We start from the raw sequence: 17,274 nt of genomic DNA on the forward strand, positions 1-17,274 counted from the left end.
GGCCCCTGCCCGGCAGCATCACGCTGACGATCGGAAGCACGCCATGACACGTCGTACCGAAACCACCAGCCAGACCGGCACCGGCCGCACCAGCCGCCGGGTGTTCGGTGCCGCCGCCCTCGGGCTCGCCGCCGCCCTCGCCCTGACCGCCTGCGGCTCCAGCGGGGGCAGCAGCAACGAAGGGGGAGCCGCCAAGGTCGTCAAGGAGACCAGCAACTCCCCGTACAAGGGCACCGTGCTGACCAAGCAGTTCGAGAAGCCCGACCTGGTACTCGACGACACCTCGGGCCAGCCCTTCGACCTGCGCAAGCAGACCGCCGGACGCACCACCCTGCTGTTCTTCGGCTACACCAGCTGCCCCGACGTCTGCCCGACCACCATGGGCGACATCGGCGTCGCGATGTCCAAGCTCTCCGCCGAGGACCAGAAGAAGATCGACGTGGTCTTCGTCTCCACCGACCCCGAGCGCGACACCCCGAAGGTGCTGCGCACCTGGCTGGACTCGATGGGCAAGAGCTTCATCGGCCTCACCGGCGACCTGAACAAGGTCAAGGCCGCCGCCAGGACGCTCGGTGTCATGGTCGAGGACCCGATCGTCAACAAGGACGGCAGCGTCACCTCCAGCCACGGCGCCCAGGTGCTCGCCTTCATGCCGTCCGACAACAAGGCGCACCTGCTCTACCTGAGCAACAGCTCGACCGACACCTACACGCACGACCTGCCGCTGCTGGCCAAGGGGGTGCTCGCATGAGCGGGCGCGACAAGGTGTTCCCCGCGGCCGGGGGCCGGGAGAGAAGCGAGGCCGGGGCATGAGCAGGCAGTTCCGCCGCAGCGCGCTGATCGGCTCCGGCGTGGCCGCCGCACTGACGGCCGGCACCATCCTCGTCGCCTGCGGCGGCGGGGGCAGCAGCAGTGCAGGCAGCCCGAAGTCCGAGCTGAGCATCGCCGACTCCTACATCCCCCTCCCGGCGGCCCCCGGCGGAATGGCGGCCGGATACCTGACCGTCAAGAACGCCGGCGCAGGCACCGACCAACTGGTCAAGGTGTCCAGCCCGGGCGCCAAGTCGGTGACCATGCACCGCTCCAACGAGAACACCATGGAGGAGGTCGACGCCCTCGACGTGCCCGCCCATGGGACGCTCGCCCTGGACCGGGGCGGCAACCACCTCATGATCATGGACTGGGACAAGGCCCCGGCCGTCGGCGACAAGCTGGAACTCGACCTGACCTTCGCCAAGGGGAACACCATCTCCGTCCAGGTGCCGGTCAAACCCCTCACCTACCGACCGGGGAGCTAGCGGCGACATGTTGAAGAGACTCGGTGCTCTGGTGGCGGCCCTCGGCGCCGCGATCGTGCTGCTCCTGGGAACGGCCGGACCGGCCGCCGCCCACGCGGCACTTGTCACCACCGACCCCGCCCAGAACTCGGTGGTCCCGCAGGCCCCCGCCACGGTGACGCTGACCTTCAGCGAGGGCGTCTCGCTCTCCTCCGACTCGGTCCGGGTCCTCGGCCCGAACGGCCAGCCGGTCGACGGCGGCAGCCCGAGCCATGTCGACGGGAAGAACGACACCGCCCGGGTCTCACTCAACAGCGGTATCCCCAACGGGACTTACACCGTCGCCTGGCGAGCGGTCTCGGAGGACTCGCACCCGGTCGGCGGGGCCTTCACCTTCTCGATCGGCGCCCCCTCGGCCACCTCGGTCTCCACCAGTGCGTACGAGAACGCCAAGGCCGACAGCCTGGTCGCCGCCGTCTACGGGCTCGCCCGGATCGTCGCGTACACCGCCTTCGCGCTGCTGGCCGGCGTCTCCGCGTTCGTCCTGATCTGCTGGCCCAGGGGCGCGGCGGTGCGGTCGGTGCAACGGCTGCTGATGACCGGTTGGATCGGACTCCTCGCCGCCACCGTGGCGGTCCTGCTGCTGCGCGGGCCGTACGAGCGCGGCAGCGGCATCAGCGTGGCCTTCGACCTCTCGCTGGTGCGCAGCACCCTGGAGGAGCGGATCGGCACCGCGCTCTCCTCGCGGCTGCTGCTGCTCGCGGCGGGCGGGGTGTTCCTGTCGCTGCTGGTCGGCCAGTTGGGACAGTCCGAGGCGGCCGCTGCGGCTGCGGGAGCCGCCGGGCCCGCGCGGTCTTCGGATGCGGACGGCGCCGCGAAGGGCGCCGCGAAGGGCGCCGCGAAGGGCGCCGCGAAGGGCGCCGCGAAGGGCGCCGCGAAGGCCGAACCGGACGACGAGGCAGCGGCCGACGAAACGGAGGAGGACGAGCTGCACCGCCTGGAGCAGCGCGCCGCCGACCGTCCCCAGCGGGACACCCGCCTCGGCCTCGGCATCGCCGGGCTGGTGCTGGCCGTCGCACTCGCCGCCACCTGGGTCGGTGCGGACCACGCCTCGGTCGGCATCCAGGTCTGGCTGGCCCTGCCCGCCGGGATCCTGCACCTGCTGGCGATGGCGCTCTGGCTCGGTGGGCTGACCACCATGGCCATCGGCCTGCGCAACGGGCTCCCGGCCGCCGCCGTCGAGCGCTTCTCCAAGCTCGCCCTCGGTGCCGTCTCGGTGCTCGCGGCCACCGGCCTCTACCAGGCGTGGCGCGGCGTCGGCTCGTGGGGTGCGCTGGTCGACACCGAGTACGGGCGGCTGCTGCTGGTCAAGATCGGCTGTGTGGTCGCCATGGTCGGCGTCGCATGGATCTCCCGCTCCTGGGTGGCCCGCCTGCGCGCAGGGGCCGAGGACGTCGCCGAGGGGGCCGAGGACGTCGCCGAGGGGGCCGTCGGCGCCGGGGTTCGCGCCAGGGAAGCCACCGGCTCCGCAGGCTCCACCGGGGGCGAGCACAAGGCGGACGACCCCGTACGGCAGGCGCAGCTGGCCCGGCAGCGGGCGGCCCGCAGAACTGCCAGCGTCCAGCGTGCCCAGGACGGGCCGCCGGCCCGCGCCGGGTTGCGCCGCTCGGTGCTGGTCGAGACCGCCGTCGCGGTCCTGGTGCTGGTGGTCACCACCATGCTGACCAACTCCCCGCCCGGACGGGTCGCCCAGGCCGCCGCCGCCAACGGCATCGCGACGGCCCCCGCGACGGGCGGCACACCCGGGACGTCCGCCGCCCCCGGAAAGACCGTCGAGCTCAAGATCCCGTACGACACCGGTGGCAGGACCCCGAACGCCAAGGGCACCGCCACGGTGACGCTCAGCCCCGCTTCGACCGGTACCAACACCGTGCAGCTCAGCCTGGACGACTCCTCGGGCAAGCCCGCCGAGGTGCCTGAACTGCAACTGGCCTTCACCCTGCCCGACCGCGACCTCGGCCCGCTGCCCGCCGCCCTCAAGGCGCAGGGCCCCGGACGCTGGTCCGGGACGGCCCAGCTGCCGCTGACGGGCAACTGGGTGGTGGCGGTGACCGTACGTTCCTCGGACATTGATCAGGCGACCGAGGTCAAGCAGCTCAAGATCGGGTGAACGGAATGACCGGACAGACCCCGCAGACCTCAGGGACGGACGCACCGGCCCTCGACGAAGACGTGAACATACCCGGGGGCGTGAACATTCACGCTGCGCCCGACGAGCGCCAGGACGTGAACGCCGCCGCCGGCTTCTCCCGACGGGCCCTGCTGGGCACCGCGGGCGCGGGGCTGGCGGTCGGCGCGGGCTCGGGCGTACTCGCCGGCAAGGCCCTCGCCGACCCGCACGGAAGCGCGGCGCGGTCCGCCCCGGGCGGCCAGGCGCTCGGCCGGGCAGCCGTTCCGTTCCACGGGGAGCGCCAGGCCGGGATCGTCGAGCCCCAGCAGGCCCGCGTCCACCTGGCCTCCTTCGACCTGGCGCAGGGCGCGGGCCGGGACGGACTGCGCCGGCTGCTGAAGGGCTGGTCGGAGACGACCGCGCTGCTGGCCCGCGGAGAGCAGGCCGGGGCGCGCGAGAACCAGATCGCGCTGGGCGCCGGCCCCTGCGCGCTCACCGTCACCTTCGGTTTCGGCGCCTCGCTCTTCGACAGGACCGGGCTGACGGCCCAGCGCCCGCCCGCGCTCGCCCCGCTCCCGGACTTCCCCGAGGACGCCATCGACCGCTCCCGCAGCGACGGCGACCTGTGGGTGCAGATCGGTGCGGACGACGCCCTGGTGGCCTTCCACGCCCTGCGGGTCCTTCAGCAGCAGGCCGTCGGCCTGGCCACCCTTCGGTGGCAGATGTCCGGCTTCAGCCGGACGCCGGGCGCCACCGAGCGCCCCATGACGGCTCGCAACCTGATGGGCCAGGTGGACGGCACCAACAACCCGAAGCCCGCCGACCCCGACTTCACCGCCAAGGTCTTCGCCGGCGGCCCCGGCTGGCTGACCGGCGGTTCCTATGTGGTGTTCCGCCGGATCCGGATGCTGCTGGACAACTGGGAGAACGTGCCGACGGACCGTCAGGAACGGGTGATAGGGCGCCGCAAGGCGGACGGGGCACCGCTCTCGGGCGGCACCGAGTTCACCCCGGTCGACCTGGCGAAGCAGAACGACGACGGGATGCTCGCGATACCCGTCGACGCCCACATCCGGGTCGCCGCGCCCGCCTCCAACAGCGGGGCGGCGATGCTCCGCCGGGGCTTCTCCTACCAGGACGGGGTGCTGCCGGACGGTTCGCTGGACGCCGGGCTGCTGTTCCTGGCCTTCCAGGCCGACCCCGCGCGGGGCTTCATCCCGGTGCAGCGTCGCCTGTCGCGGGGCGACAGCCTCTCGCGCTTCCTGCGGCACGAGGCGAGCGGGCTGTATGCCGTACCGCCGGGTGCACCTGAGGGCGGCTATGTCGGCCAGCCCCTCCTGGAGAGCTGAACCCGTCCACCCGTCCCGGGGGCGCGGGGACGGGCCCTTGCCCCCCGGTGGGCGGGCGGCTGCTCACGGGTCGGAATCCTTCGCGGGCGTCCGTCCCGACTGGCTAAGGTGGCACGTCGAGCACGATCACGCACCACCCCATTCGCACGGAGGCGGCATGTCGGCCACCCGCTACACCTACCTCGGGCCCGCGGGCACCTTCACGGAAGCCGCCCTGCGCACCCTGCCCGAGGCGGCCACCCGCGAGCTGGTTCCGCTCGCCTCGGTTCAGGCCGCGCTGGACGCCGTCCGGGCGGGGGAGGCGGCCGGGGCCTTCGTCCCGGTGGAGAACTCGGTCGAGGGCGCGGTGACCGCGACCAGTGACGAACTGGCCGGCGGCAAGCCGCTGATGATCTACCGTGAGGTGCTGCTGCCGATCGCCTTCGCGCTGCTGGTCCGCCCCGGCACCACGCTGGAGGACGTCAAGACCGTCACCAGCCACCCGGTGGCCCAGCCGCAGGTCCGCCGCTGGATCGCCGCCAACCTGCCGGATGCCCGCTGGGAGGCGGCGGCGTCCAACGCGGACGGGGCCAGGCTGGTGCAGGAGGGCCGCCACGACGGCGCCTTCGCGGGCGAGTTCGCCGCTCCGATCTACGAGCTGGACGTCCTGGTCAACGACATCCACGACGCCGAGAACGCGGTGACCCGGTTCGTCCTGGTCGGCCGTCCGGGGCGGGTCTCCTCGCCGACCGGCACGGACAAGACGTCCATGGTGGTCTGGCTGCCCGACGACCACCCGGGTGCGCTGCTGGAGCTGCTGCAGGAGTTCGCGGTGCGCGGGGTCAACCTGATGCGGATCGAGTCCCGGCCCACCGGTGAGGGGCTGGGCAACTACTGCTTCCTGATCGACTGCGAGGGCCACCTGAGCGAGCGGCGGGTGAGCGAGGCACTGATGGGACTGAAGCGGATCTGCCCGCAGGTACGGTTCCTCGGCTCCTATCCCCGCGCCGATCACGGCACCTCGACACCGCTGCGCCCCGGCACCCTGGACGAGGAATTCAGTGCGGCGGCCGACTGGCTCTCACGCTGCCTCGACGGACGCGGCGAACTCTGACCGTCCGGCGGCAGCCGACCGCCCGGCGCCGCCGACCGCCAGGACACCACTGACCACCCGAGGACGCTGATCTGCGATCCTCGGCGATCGGATCATTGGTGATCAATTCTGCAAACGATTTCGGTCGAAGTAGGCCAATTTCCGACACCCCGGACACTTCACCCGGACAGCCGATCGACAACTGCCGCACGGCAGCGGCGGATCGTGCTCGGCCGGGGTGCAGCCGGAGTGCAGCCGGAGTGCGACCGGGGCCGCTCGAGCGGGGGTCGTCCACAGGTCCGGCCGTTCATCCACAGGCACGAGTGCGCGCAGGTTATCCACAGTTATCCACAGGGCTGGGGATGAATCGACAAACCGGCATATCCACCTGCGGAGCCGGTCAGATCATCAGCTAGGCGTTCAGAGGTGATCAATCGGGCCAGAGTCACCCTTGTTCCATCAAATCACCTGTCCGAGTGAGCAAATTACCTCGCCCGAGAAGGCCAATCGAGGTTTGAAACCTCAATTCCTCGGTCGATTACGCGTAGAACCTTCACCATCCAGCCGTCCACAGGGCCTGCGGCGCCCCTGTGGACAGCGGGCCCGGACCCCCTCCCCGACCGCTCCTCCACAGCACTTATCCACAGGCTGGCGTGAGTTATCCCCAGCCCCGATCCACCACCTCGCGCCCGTTCGCACGCCCGCCGACGGGTGCCCCGGCATCGGTCCTGGGGCAGGATCCCAGAGCGCCTGACGGACCACGGCGGGCGGCGGCACGGCCGGCGGAGCCCGGCGGTCCCTCGGCCGTCGAGTACGACGCGCCAAACCGGTTCCTGTACGGGCCCCCCTCCCCGGTAGGCTGGGCCCGTGATTGACCTTCGCCTGCTCCGTGAGGACCCAGACCGAGTGCGCGCCTCGCAGCGTGCCCGTGGCGAGGACGTCGACCTGGTCGACGCCCTCCTCTCCGCCGACGAGCGGCGCCGGTCCTCGGGCAGTCGCTTCGACGAGCTGCGCAACGAGCAGAAGACGCTCGGCAAGCAGATCCCCAAGGCCCAGGGCGAGGAGAAGGCCGAGCTGCTCAGGCGCGCCTCCGAGCTGGCCGCCGCGGTCAAGGCCGCCGACGCCGAGCAGACCGAGGCCAAGGAGGAGGCCGACCGCCTGCTCCGCTCGCTCGCCAACCTGATCGACCCGGCCGCGCCGGTCGGTGGCGAGGAGGACTTCGTCACCCTCGAGGAGATCGGCACCCCGCGCGACTTCGCGGCCGAGGGCTTCGCGCCGAAGGACCACGTCGAGCTGGGCCAGATCCTCGGCGCGATCGACACCGAGCGCGGCGCCAAGGTCGCCGGTGCCCGCTCCTACTACCTGACCGGCGTCGGCGCGCTGCTGGAGCTCGCCCTGGTCAACATGGCGATGGCGCAGGCCACCGAGGCCGGTTTCATCCCGATGATCACCCCGGCCCTGGTCCGGCCGGCCGCCATGGACGGCACCGGCTTCCTCGGCCAGGCGGCGGAGAACGTCTACCACCTCCCCGAGGAGGACCGGTACCTGGTCGGCACCAGCGAGGTCCCGCTGGCGGCTTACCACATGGACGAGATCCTCGACGCCGAGAAGCTGCCGCTGCGCTACGCCGGTTTCTCCTCCTGCTTCCGCCGCGAGGCGGGCACCTACGGCAAGGACACCCGAGGCATCATCCGGGTGCACCAGTTCGAGAAGGTGGAGATGTTCGTCTACACCACGCCGGAGGACGCGGAGGCCGAGCACCGCCGCCTGCTCCAGTGGGAGAAGGACTTCCTCACCGCGCTCGAACTCCCCTACCGGGTGATCGACGTCGCCTCCGGCGACCTCGGCGCCTCGGCCGTGCGGAAGTTCGACATCGAGGCCTGGATCCCGACCCAGGGCAAGTACCGCGAGGTCACCTCGACCTCGAACACCACCGAGTACCAGTCCCGCCGCCTCTCCATCCGGATGCGCGAGGAGGGCAACAAGGTCCGCCCGCTGGCGACGCTGAACGGCACCCTGGTCGCCGTCCCGCGCGTGATCGTGGCGATCCTGGAGAACCACCAGCAGGCCGACGGCTCGGTGGTCGTCCCCGAGGCGCTCCGTCCGTTCCTCGGCGGGCGCGCCGTCCTGGAGCCCGTCAAGTAGGCACCACCGTCCGGCAGTCGGACATGCACAAGCAACTCCCTGGAGACGTACGGCAGATGAGCATCGCAAGCCACCGACCCGACGTCTCCCCCGGTGCTCCTCCTGGTACTTCCCTCGGTGGCGACCTGCCCTACCGGCTGGTCGCCACCGACCTGGACGGCACCCTGCTGAACTCGGCCGAGACCGTGTCCGGGCGGACTCGCGCCGCGCTGGCCGCCACCGTCGCCGCCGGGGCCCTGCACATCATCGTCACCGGCCGCTCGGCCACCTGGGCCCGCCCGGTCTTCGACGAGATCGGCTACGCCGGGATAGCGGTCTGCGGCCAGGGCGCGCAGGTCTACCACGCCGGCGAGCACCGGCTGCTCACCTCGCTCACCCTGGACCGGCGGCTCGCCGCGCTGGCGCTGGCCAAGATCGAGGCCGAGGTCGGCCCGCTCGCGGTGGCCGCCAACCAGGACGGCCTGGAGGGCGCCGTGCTGGCAGGACCCGGGTACGAGCTGCAGATCGGCTCCGAGCTGCCGATCGTCCGGGTGGACGGCGCCGAGCTGTTCGACTCGCCGATCAGCAAGCTCTACATCCAGCACCCGGGTTTCGACGACGATTCGCTGGCGCAGATCGCCCAGCAGGTGGCGGGCGACCTGGTCGGCGTCACCATGGCCGGGGCCGGCGTGGTGGAGTTGCTGCCGCTCGGCCTGACCAAGGCCACCGGGCTCGCGGTCGCCGCCAACCGGCTCGGCGTCAAGGCCAGGCAGACCATCGCCTTCGGCGACATGCCCAACGACGTCCCGATGTTCGCCTGGGCCGCCCACGGCGTGGCCATGGCCAACGCCCATGAGCAACTGCTGGCAGTCGCGGACGAGATCACCGTCAGCAACGACGAGAACGGCGTCGCCGTCGTCCTGGAACGGCTCTTCCCGGCAAACTAGGCCCCCGAGGTACCCACAAGGGCGCGGGGCCCTGTTGGGTTGCCCCTTTGCGTTCGGAGTGCCCCGCGCCCTGAGAAGTGCGGCTTGCACCGAAGGACGCCCTGGGCCGGTGGTGATCGGGCTCAGGGCGTCCTTCGGTTCGGTGGGTCAGCCGTAGGAGACGTTGCTGCACGGGTCGTCGTCGGCCGAGCGGGCGTCGGCGCTGACGCTGCTCGGCAGCGGGCCCGGGGCCACGCTCGCCCCGCCGGAGGTGCTGCCGGTGCCGCCGCCTGCTGCCGCGAAGTCCTTGCCCAGGACCACGCTGATGCCCGCCTTCGAGACCGGCTCCAGGGTCGCACCGGGGAAGAGCGAGGCGACGGTCTGCGCCTTGGCCTTCTCACCGGGCCCGTACTGGACCGAGGTGGTGGTGTGGTTGCGCGAGGACGCGTTGGTCGTCGTGGTGACGGTGAACTTGGCGTCCTTCAGCCTGGTCTCGGCCGTGCTGGCGAGCCCCGCCGTCTGGGTGCCGTTGTAGACGCCGACCCGGATGCCGCTCCCGTCCACCGAGGCGGGAGCGGGCGCGCCCTGGCTGTCGGCGGCGGGGGTGGCGGAGGCTGCGGCCGACGGGGCCGCACTGGCCTGTCCGCCACTGGCGTCCTGGCCGTCCAGCGTGCGGTCGGCCTTGAGCGCCGCGAAGAGCTGGTCGACATCGGGGTGGACCAGGCCGACCCGGGCGCCCTCGAAGCGCCAGGGGGTGGTGATGAACTTGATGTTGCGCAGGTCGATGTTCTTCAGCGAGAGCGCGAAGGAGAGCAGCTTCTGTGCCGAGCCCAGCCCCTCGTCCACGGTCAGCGACTTGGTCGCGGCGTCCGCCAGCGGAAGCAGGTTGGTCGGGTTCATGCCCTTGCCCTTGACGTCCTTGATCAGCGCGGAGAGGAACGCCTGCTGGCGCTTCATCCGGCCGATGTCCGAGCCGTCGCCGACGCCGTGCCGCAGCCGGACGTAGTCGAGCGCCTGCTGGCCCTCGACCATCTGCTCGCCCTTCTTGAAGATCTCCTTGCCCTTGTGGCCGAGGTTGGGGTCGAGATCGCCCTCGTAGACGGCGTTCGGCAGGCAGACGTTGACGCCGCCGATGGCGCTGGTCATCGCGGCGAAGCCTTCGAAGTTGACCACCATGGTGTGGTCGACCCGCAGATTGGTGAGCTTCTCGACGGTGTTCTGAGTGCAGGCCGGGTTGCCCTGCTCGGTGTCGCCGACCGCGAAGGCGGAGTTGAACATGACGTTGTTCTCCTCCTTGGTCCACTTGCCGTTGGGCATCTTGCAGGCCGGACGGGTCACCAGGGCGTCGCGCGGGAACGATATGCCCACGGAGTGCTTGTGGTCGGCGTATATGTGCAACAGGATCGTGGTGTCCGAGCGCGCGCCGGAGTCACCGCCGCCCCCGAGGTCCTTGTTCGCGCCCGCGCGCGAGTCGGAGCCGATGAGCAGGACGTTGACCGGACGGTTGCCGTTGGCGTCGGCCGCACCGGCGTCGGGCCGGTCCTTGCTGACCCCGTCCTGGCCGAAGGTGCTGATGTTGCCGTTCAGCTTCATATAGACCGCGCCACCGGCGAGGACCACCAGGGCCATCGAGGAGGCCGCCACCCAGGTGATGACCTTCTTCTTGCTGCGCTTCTGCTTGCCGCGCGGCGCGCCGCGGCCGGCCCCGCGACCACCGCCGTCGCCCCCGTCGCCGCTACCGCCGTTGCCGCCGCCCCGGCGGGCCGCCGCCCGGCCGCCGGGCAGCGGCGCGTCCGGGCCGGACCCGCGTCGCGGTGAAGGCACGCCGCGGGAGGAGTCCCGGCCGTGGCCCGGACCGCCGCCCTGGGGTGCGTCGTCGCGCCACCAGTCGGCGTCGTGATCGGACGCTCCCGCCCTCTGGCCTGACATACGTACACCCTCCACCAGACGGCAGGAACAGCTGCCCACAGCGGACTCACCGTGCGCAGGAGCAACGCCCGGCGTCTGCCGAACGTGCCGCACCACCGCCCCGGTGATGCTCAGCTCTCGCACATATATACGCAAAGAGCTTCAGCGGAGCATATAAAGGCAAGATGACGAAGTCACTGCCTGGGCTCCGGATTGCACGATCGCCCAGGTGGCAAGCCTACTGGGCGGCCCGAAGGCCCCGGCGGAGCACGGCCTTGGCGCCCTGCACAACACTGCCGCGAAAACTCCACGACATGGTTGGACGGCCGGAGTTCCGTGGGCTTTGATCAACTCCTCATTCAATCTTCGAATATATTTTCGAAAACTTCCTCGCCCGTCAGTTGTAGGACAACCGGGCAAGTACTTGTAGGATGACCGGGCAAGCAGTTGTAGGATGACTCGCGTACCGACCCGGAAGGAGCCCTCGATGACCAACGTGAGCAACGACGGTCTGCAGGCTGCCGGGCGGCGCTCGCTGGTGGACGCCACGATCGAGCAGCTGCGGGAGCAGCTGAGCGCGGGCAGCTGGCCGGTCGGCGGGAAGATCCCGACCGAGCACGAGCTGGCCGAGCGGCTCCAGGTCGGACGGAACACCGTGCGCGAGGCGATCCGGGTGCTGGTGCACGCAGGGATGCTGGTGTCGCGCCAGGGCGAGGGGACGTTCGTCCGGTCGACCAGTGACCCGGCCGCGGTACTGCGCGGTGTGCAGCGCTCCGGCGTACGGGACGTACTGGAGGTCCGTGCCGCGCTGGAGACCGAGGCGGCGAGGCTCGCCGCGCTGCGGCACACACCCGAGGACATCGCCCGGATGCGGGCCGCACTGGCCCGCGAGGCCGAGGTGATCGCCTCGCACCCGGAGCGGGCCGGCCGCGAGGCCACGGTCGAGCACGACCTGGAGTTCCACACCGCCGTGGTGGAGGCCGCGCACAACCCGGCGCTCGCCGAGATCTACCGCTACTTCGGCGCCTCCGTGCGCGAGTCCATGCGGACGGCCTTCGGCGACCACGAGATGCCGGAGGTGGTCGTCGCGACCCACGCGGCTCTGGTGGACGCGATCGAGAGCGGTGACCCCGAGCGCGCCGAGGCCGCGTGTCGTGAGCTGCTCGCGGAGCCGACGGCCGCCGTGGAGCAGCTTCTCGCCAGCATCGCCGCCCGGAAGTAACGGTCACTCCGAGCCGCCGAGCCCCGCCTTCCGCGCCCCGCCACCACTTTTCCGCGTCCTGCCCGGACGCCCTGCCAAGCCCTGCCCGGAGAGAAACCCGCCATGTCGGTCACCCGCGCCCAGCAGCCGGTCGCCACCCCAGTAGTCCGTACTCGCACCAGGCTCGCCCACCCGGCGCTGCTGCTGACCGGCATCGTGCTGGTCGCGCTCAACATGCGCGCCTGCCTGGCCGCCATCTCGCCGATGGTCGGCGAGATCCAGCACACCTTCGGGCTCTCGGCGACCGCGAGCGGTCTGATCACCACCGTCCCGGTGCTGTTCCAGGGCGTCGGCGCACCGCTCACACCCCGGCTGACCCGGCGCTTCGGTGCGGAGCGGGTGGTGCTCGGCGCGGTGCTGGTACTGGGTGCCGGTGTGCTGCTGCGGGTGCTGCCCTCGGTGGCCGCGCTGTACGCGGGGTGCGTGGTGATCGGTGTCGCGATCGCCGTCCTGAACGTCTCGATGCCCGGCCTGGTCAAGCGGGAGTTCCCGGACAAGGCCGCGACCATGACCGGCGTCTACTCCACCACCATGCTGATCGGCGCCACCCTGGCGGCCGGTTCCTCGGTGCCGTTGGAGAAGGTGCTCGGCGGTGGCTGGGAGGCCTCGCTCGGTGCCTGGTCGCTGCTCGCGCTGATCGCGGCGGTCGCCTGGCTGCCGCAGGTGCTGCGTTCCCGCCAGGAGAAGGCGGCGGTGGCCGCCGCACCGACCGGCAGGCAGATCGAGGGGATCTGGCGTTCGCCGCTGGCCTGGCAGATCAGCCTCTTCATGGGCATCTCCTCGCTGCTGGTCTACACCCTGGTCGCCTGGATGCCGACGATCCTGGCCGACCACGGCATGGACCGGGGCGAGGCCGGTCTGGTCTTCGCCTTCAGCAACCTGGTGCAGGTCGCGGGCGCCTTCCTGGTGCCGCTGGCGGCCGGTCGGATGAGCCGCCAGCGCGGCCTGGCCGTCTCGATGGCGACGCTCAACGCGATCGGTATCACCGGCCTGCTCGTCGCCCCGGTCTCCGGCGCCTGGGTCTCGGCCGCCGTGCTCGGCATCGCCCAGGGCGGTTCGCTCGGCCTGGCGCTGGCCTTCATCGTGCTGCGGACCGGCAGCGCGGCGGGCACGGCGCAGCTCGGCGGGATGAGCCAGGCGATCGGCTATCTGGTCGCGGCCGTGGGTCCGGTCGGCGCGGGTGCCCTGCACCAGGTGACCGGCAACTGGAACCTGCCGCTGATCCTGCTGCTCGTCCTCGCCTCGGTCGCCGCCGCGGCGGGCTGGGGCGCGGGCCGGGACCGTACGCTCTGAACCCTCCGGGCTGTACGGGGACCGAGCGCTGAGGCCACCGAAACGAACCGACCGTACGGGCTCACGGCTTGCCGTGGGCCCGTACGGTCGGATGCGTATCAGGCCCCTACCGGGCTGTACCGCTCACTCCTCGGCCGCCAGGGTCAGGCCCGCCAGTTTGACCGAGGCGAAGGCGGTGGCGGCGACGGTCACCACGATCAGCAGCGGGACGGCCACCCCGAGGGCGACCGGGGCGCTGATCGAACCGTCGGCGGCGACCGTCCTGGCCACCGACAGGCCCCACTGCTGCACGCTGAGCGTCTTGGCGCCGTTGACGAAGTTGCCGACCAGGCTCTCCCAGACCAGCGCGTACGCCAGTCCGGCGACCACCGCGTGCCGGGTGACCACGCCGAGCAGCAGGAACAGCGCGCTGTACGCGGCGCCCGAGACCATGGTTCCCAGGGTGAAGGCGACCGCCAGGTTGTCCTGTGTGCCGACCAGGATCAGCCCCGCCAGGAAGGTCGGAACGGCGGCGAACACCCATGTGGTGACGATCGCCACGGCCAGCTTGGTGGTGATGATCTTCCACCGGGGCAGCGGCTTGGCCAGCAGGTAGACGATCGAGCCGTCGTCGATCTCGGTGGCGATCACGCCCGTCCCGACCACCAGGCCCAGGATCGGCACCAGGGTGCCGAGCGAGAGCTGGCCGAGGATGCTGACGGCCAGGTCGTGCTTGTCGACGTCGGCGCCCCGCGCGATGACGGAGATCACCAGCAGCAGCGCCGGGACGACCAGCAGCAGGGCGCCGCGGCGGCGGCCCAGCAGACCGAGGACGGTCAGCCTGGCTACGGTCCGGTTCATGGGTTCCAGCCCTTCCAGTGGAACGGGGGTCAGGACGCGACGAGGTAGGAGAAGACGCTCTCCAGGGACTCGTCGTCCGGGGAGACGGTGTAGAGGCGGATGCCGGCCTCCTTGGCGACCTTGGGCAACAGGGTGGTGAAACCCTGGAAGTTGATCGCCTGGATCCGCAGCGCGCGCTCCTGCCAGTCGAGTTCGATACCGGCGGTGGAGCCGTCGGCGATCAGCGCGGCGGCGAGGCGCCGGTCGTCGCTGGAGCGGACCAGGTAGCGGTGCGGCCGGTCGGTCATCAGCCGCCGGATCTTGCGGAAGTCACCGGAGGCGGCGTGCCGCCCGGCCACCACCACCTCGATGTGGCGGGCCAGTTGCTCGACCTCCTCCAGGATGTGCGAGGAGAAGAGCACCGTGCGGCCGTCCGCGCCGAAGCGGCGCAGCAGCTCCATCAGGTGCAGCCGCTGGCGCGGGTCCATGCCGTTGAACGGCTCGTCGAGCAGCAGCACCGAGGGGTCGTGCACCAGGGCCGAGGCCATCTTGACGCGCTGCTTCATGCCCTTGGAGTAGGTGCCGGTGCGGCGCTCCTGGGCGTACTCCATCTCGACCAGGGCCAGTGCCCGCTCGGCGGCGGCGCCCGGGTCCGGCAGTCCGTGCAGCTCGGCGTTGGCGAGGACGAACTCCCAACCGGTCAGGTAGTCGTACATCGACTCCCGCTCCGGGACCAGGCCGATCTTCCGGTAGACCTGCTGGTTGCGCCAGATCTGCTCGCCGTCCAGCGTGACGGCACCGGCGGACGGGGCGAGGAAGCCGCTCATCATATGGATGAGGGTGGACTTGCCCGCGCCGTTCGGCCCCAGCAGGCCGGTGATCCCGGGCCCGATGCTCATCGAGACATCGTTGACGGCGACCACGTTCCCGAACCAGCGGGAGACCTTGTCGATGGTGATGACAGCCATACCGACGCCCTCTCAGATCTTCCGGTAGCGGCTGAGCATCAGCCAGTACGAACCGACCACCAGCGCGGCGATCTCGACGGCGAAGACCGCCACCCCGAGCGCACCGGGCGCATGCGTCGTACGCGGGTCGCCGACCAGGCCGAAGACCTGGTTGACCAGGCCGTCCACCAGCATCGACGGGGAGAGCACGGCCGACCAGTGCGCGGACTCCGGCACATAGCCGTTCAGGCCGCCCGACAGGCCGAAGACGACGCCCGCGAAGATCGAACTGACCACCAGCGCACCCATGATCGCGGCGACGCCGAAGCCCCGGCGAGGGGTGCTCGCGGCGATCAGCAGGCCGAGCGCCGAGTACAGCACCGCGTACAGCACGGCGGCCACCAGACCGTAGAGGAGATGGCCGGTGTTGTGCCCCAGCGGCAGGCCGCCGAGGATCGAGCCCAGGTAGAGCACCAGCAGCGGCACGGCCATCAGGATCAGCATCGCCGAGACCATCGCGCCGAACTTGGCCCGGACGTAGTCGCCCCGGGTGATCGGCCGCGAGAAGTACAGCGGCACCGTCTGATAGCGCAGGTCACGGGACATCAGCACGGGCGCCTGGGCGGCCAGGAAGATCTCGATGAAGATCGAGAAGGTGGAGAGGTACTGCGGGTAGTCCACCGGCAGCTGCTTGGCATGCTGCAGGATCGCGTAGGCGACGATCACCAGGGCGGGCGCCGCCAACGCACCCAGCACCAGCACCGGCAGCACCTTGGACTTGCCCGAGCGGCCGAGACCGTACGCGGCCCGCAGGCTCTGGACGAAGAGCGAGCGGGTGGCGTACGAGCGGCCGAGGCGCGGGCCCTGGTACGAGCGGTAGCCGATGTTGTGGATGACGCCGCTGTCGGCGGCAGCCGTCCGGTTGGCCGTGGCCTCAGGAGGCAGCGACATCGTGGGCACCCCCTGCCTCTCGTGCCTCGTCGGTGAAGATCTCGGCGACCCGGTGCCGGCGCTGTTCCAGCCGGACCAGGCCGAGCCCCAGGTCGGCGACGGTGTCGCGGACCGTGTCGTAGGTGTCGTCGTCCCTTATCTCGACGAGCAGACCCCTTCCGCCCAGCTCGCCTCCCGCAGGACGGGAGCTGTCCGACGAGACCGAGAGTCCGGCCTCGGTGAGCCGGGCGCGGACGGCCGCGTCGGCGTCGAAGTCCAGGTCCGTCGGGTGGTCGGTGACCTCGACCGCGAGCAGCTGGGTGACCTCGGTGAAGGAGGCCGTGGAGGAGGAGCGCAGCAGGCGGCCGCCGTCGATGACGACCAGGTGGTCGCAGGTGCGTTCCAACTCGCCCAGCAGATGGGTGGTGACGAGGACGGAGATGCCGAAGTCGCTGTACACCCGGCGGATCAGCGCCAGCATGTCGTCGCGGCCGACCGGGTCGAGGCCGTTCGTCGGCTCGTCCAGCAGCACCAACTGCGGGTCGTGGACGAGCGCCTGAGCCAGCTTCACCCGCTGCTTCATACCGGTGGAGTAGCCGCCCATCGGGCGGTACCGCTCCTCGTACAGTCCGACGTGCCGCAGCGTGTCGGCGGTCCGTTCGCGGGCGGCGGCGGCCGGGAGGCCGGCCATCCGGGCCATGTGGACGACGAATTCGGTCGCGGAGACGTCCGGCGGCAGGCAGTCGTGCTCCGGCATGTAGCCGACCCGCTCGCGGATGGCCGAGCCCTCGGTGGCGATGTCCAGACCGAGCACCTGGCCGGTGCCGGACGTCGCCGGGGAGAGCCCGAGCAGAATCTTGATGAGTGTGGACTTGCCCGCCCCGTTCGCCCCCACCAGGCCGACCACCCCAGGCTGCACCTCCACGGTGAGCTGGTCGAGCGCGGTGACCCGGGGGAACCTCTTGGTGAGGCCGTCCGTCTTGATGACAGTGGACACGTCCCCCAACGTAGTGCGCCGCGGGCGCGCACGGTATGAGCTGGGACGGCAGACCCTTCTGCGCCTGTGGGATGACCAGGTGGGGGGGGGGGCCGCGGGGGGGGGGCCCCCCCCCCGGGGGGGGGGGGGCATGAGTGGCCCCCCCCCCCCCCACGCCCGGAGGACCCGGACCCAGAGGAAAACCCCCCCCCCCGCGCCCGA

Annotated in this window: 14 protein-coding genes; 9 read left to right on the plus strand and 5 right to left on the minus strand. The window is 71.2% G+C overall.

Annotation, left to right across the window (positions count from 1 at the left end; all coding sequences use genetic code 11):
• The first annotated feature begins 43 nt into the window (after positions 1 to 43).
• The 7 genes from P3T39_RS29350 (at position 44) to P3T39_RS29380 (ending at position 8,939) form a co-directional block, all read left to right on the plus strand.
• Positions 44 to 751 carry an SCO family protein gene (locus P3T39_RS29350; RefSeq protein ID WP_280702226.1) on the plus strand — a complete coding sequence of 236 codons (708 nt, stop codon included), beginning with the start codon at positions 44 to 46 and terminating at the stop codon, positions 749 to 751.
• Positions 752 to 809: 58 nt separating this feature from the next.
• Positions 810 to 1,298: a copper chaperone PCu(A)C gene (locus P3T39_RS29355; protein WP_280702227.1), complete on the plus strand. Its 489-nt coding sequence runs from the start codon at positions 810 to 812 to the stop codon at positions 1,296 to 1,298.
• Between the two features lie 7 nt (positions 1,299 to 1,305).
• Positions 1,306 to 3,447: a FixH family protein gene (locus P3T39_RS29360; protein WP_280702228.1), complete on the plus strand. Its 2,142-nt coding sequence runs from the start codon at positions 1,306 to 1,308 to the stop codon at positions 3,445 to 3,447.
• Between the two features lie 80 nt (positions 3,448 to 3,527).
• On the plus strand, positions 3,528 to 4,796 hold the full coding sequence (efeB, locus tag P3T39_RS29365; RefSeq protein ID WP_280702229.1) for an iron uptake transporter deferrochelatase/peroxidase subunit: 1,269 nt from the start codon (positions 3,528 to 3,530) through the stop codon (positions 4,794 to 4,796).
• 157 nt (positions 4,797 to 4,953) lie between these two features.
• Positions 4,954 to 5,889, plus strand: coding sequence for a prephenate dehydratase (gene pheA / locus P3T39_RS29370; RefSeq protein ID WP_280702230.1), 936 nt, complete (start codon positions 4,954 to 4,956; stop codon positions 5,887 to 5,889).
• An 846-nt stretch (positions 5,890 to 6,735) separates the two neighbouring features.
• Entirely contained in the window at positions 6,736 to 8,013 is a 1,278-nt protein-coding gene (serS, locus tag P3T39_RS29375; RefSeq protein WP_280702231.1) for a serine--tRNA ligase, read from the plus strand.
• 56 nt (positions 8,014 to 8,069) lie between these two features.
• The gene (locus P3T39_RS29380; protein WP_280702232.1) at positions 8,070 to 8,939 is read left to right on the plus strand and encodes an HAD family hydrolase; all 870 of its coding nucleotides are present in this window, start codon (positions 8,070 to 8,072) and stop codon (positions 8,937 to 8,939) included.
• Positions 8,940 to 9,086: 147 nt separating this feature from the next.
• Here P3T39_RS29380 and P3T39_RS29385 read toward each other — a convergent pair whose 3' ends face one another.
• A complete protein-coding gene (locus tag P3T39_RS29385; RefSeq protein WP_280702233.1) occupies positions 9,087 to 10,847 on the minus strand; it encodes an LCP family protein in 1,761 nt (586 codons plus the stop codon).
• A 466-nt stretch (positions 10,848 to 11,313) separates the two neighbouring features.
• On the opposite strand from P3T39_RS29385, the gene P3T39_RS29390 reads away from it, so the two are divergent.
• Together P3T39_RS29390 and P3T39_RS29395 are read left to right on the plus strand one after the other, a co-directional pair.
• Positions 11,314 to 12,048 carry a FadR/GntR family transcriptional regulator gene (locus tag P3T39_RS29390; RefSeq protein ID WP_280702234.1) on the plus strand — a complete coding sequence of 245 codons (735 nt, stop codon included), beginning with the start codon at positions 11,314 to 11,316 and terminating at the stop codon, positions 12,046 to 12,048.
• 102 nt (positions 12,049 to 12,150) lie between these two features.
• Positions 12,151 to 13,380, plus strand: a complete 1,230-nt coding sequence (locus tag P3T39_RS29395; protein ID WP_280702235.1) for an MFS transporter — start codon at positions 12,151 to 12,153, stop codon at positions 13,378 to 13,380.
• A 123-nt stretch (positions 13,381 to 13,503) separates the two neighbouring features.
• On the opposite strand, the gene P3T39_RS29400 is transcribed toward P3T39_RS29395, so the two are convergent.
• From P3T39_RS29400 to P3T39_RS29415, 4 genes are read right to left on the minus strand one after another with little or no spacing between them, the layout of a single operon-like run.
• The gene (locus P3T39_RS29400) at positions 13,504 to 14,220 is read right to left on the minus strand and encodes an ABC transporter permease subunit (RefSeq protein ID WP_280702236.1); all 717 of its coding nucleotides are present in this window, start codon (positions 14,218 to 14,220) and stop codon (positions 13,504 to 13,506) included.
• A 29-nt stretch (positions 14,221 to 14,249) separates the two neighbouring features.
• Positions 14,250 to 15,167 (minus strand): ABC transporter ATP-binding protein, encoded by a 918-nt coding sequence (locus P3T39_RS29405; RefSeq protein ID WP_280702237.1) that lies wholly within the window; start codon positions 15,165 to 15,167, stop codon positions 14,250 to 14,252.
• 12 nt (positions 15,168 to 15,179) lie between these two features.
• Positions 15,180 to 16,097, minus strand: coding sequence for an ABC transporter permease (locus tag P3T39_RS29410; protein WP_280702238.1), 918 nt, complete (start codon positions 16,095 to 16,097; stop codon positions 15,180 to 15,182).
• Positions 16,081 to 17,073 (minus strand): ABC transporter ATP-binding protein, encoded by a 993-nt coding sequence (locus P3T39_RS29415; RefSeq protein ID WP_280702239.1) that lies wholly within the window; start codon positions 17,071 to 17,073, stop codon positions 16,081 to 16,083. Before P3T39_RS29415 ends, P3T39_RS29410 begins: the two co-directional genes overlap by 17 nt.
• Positions 17,074 to 17,274: the final 201 nt, after the last annotated feature.

Origin of the sequence: Kitasatospora sp. GP82 (genome assembly GCF_029892105.1) — a bacterium.
Taxonomy (GTDB): domain Bacteria; phylum Actinomycetota; class Actinomycetes; order Streptomycetales; family Streptomycetaceae; genus Kitasatospora.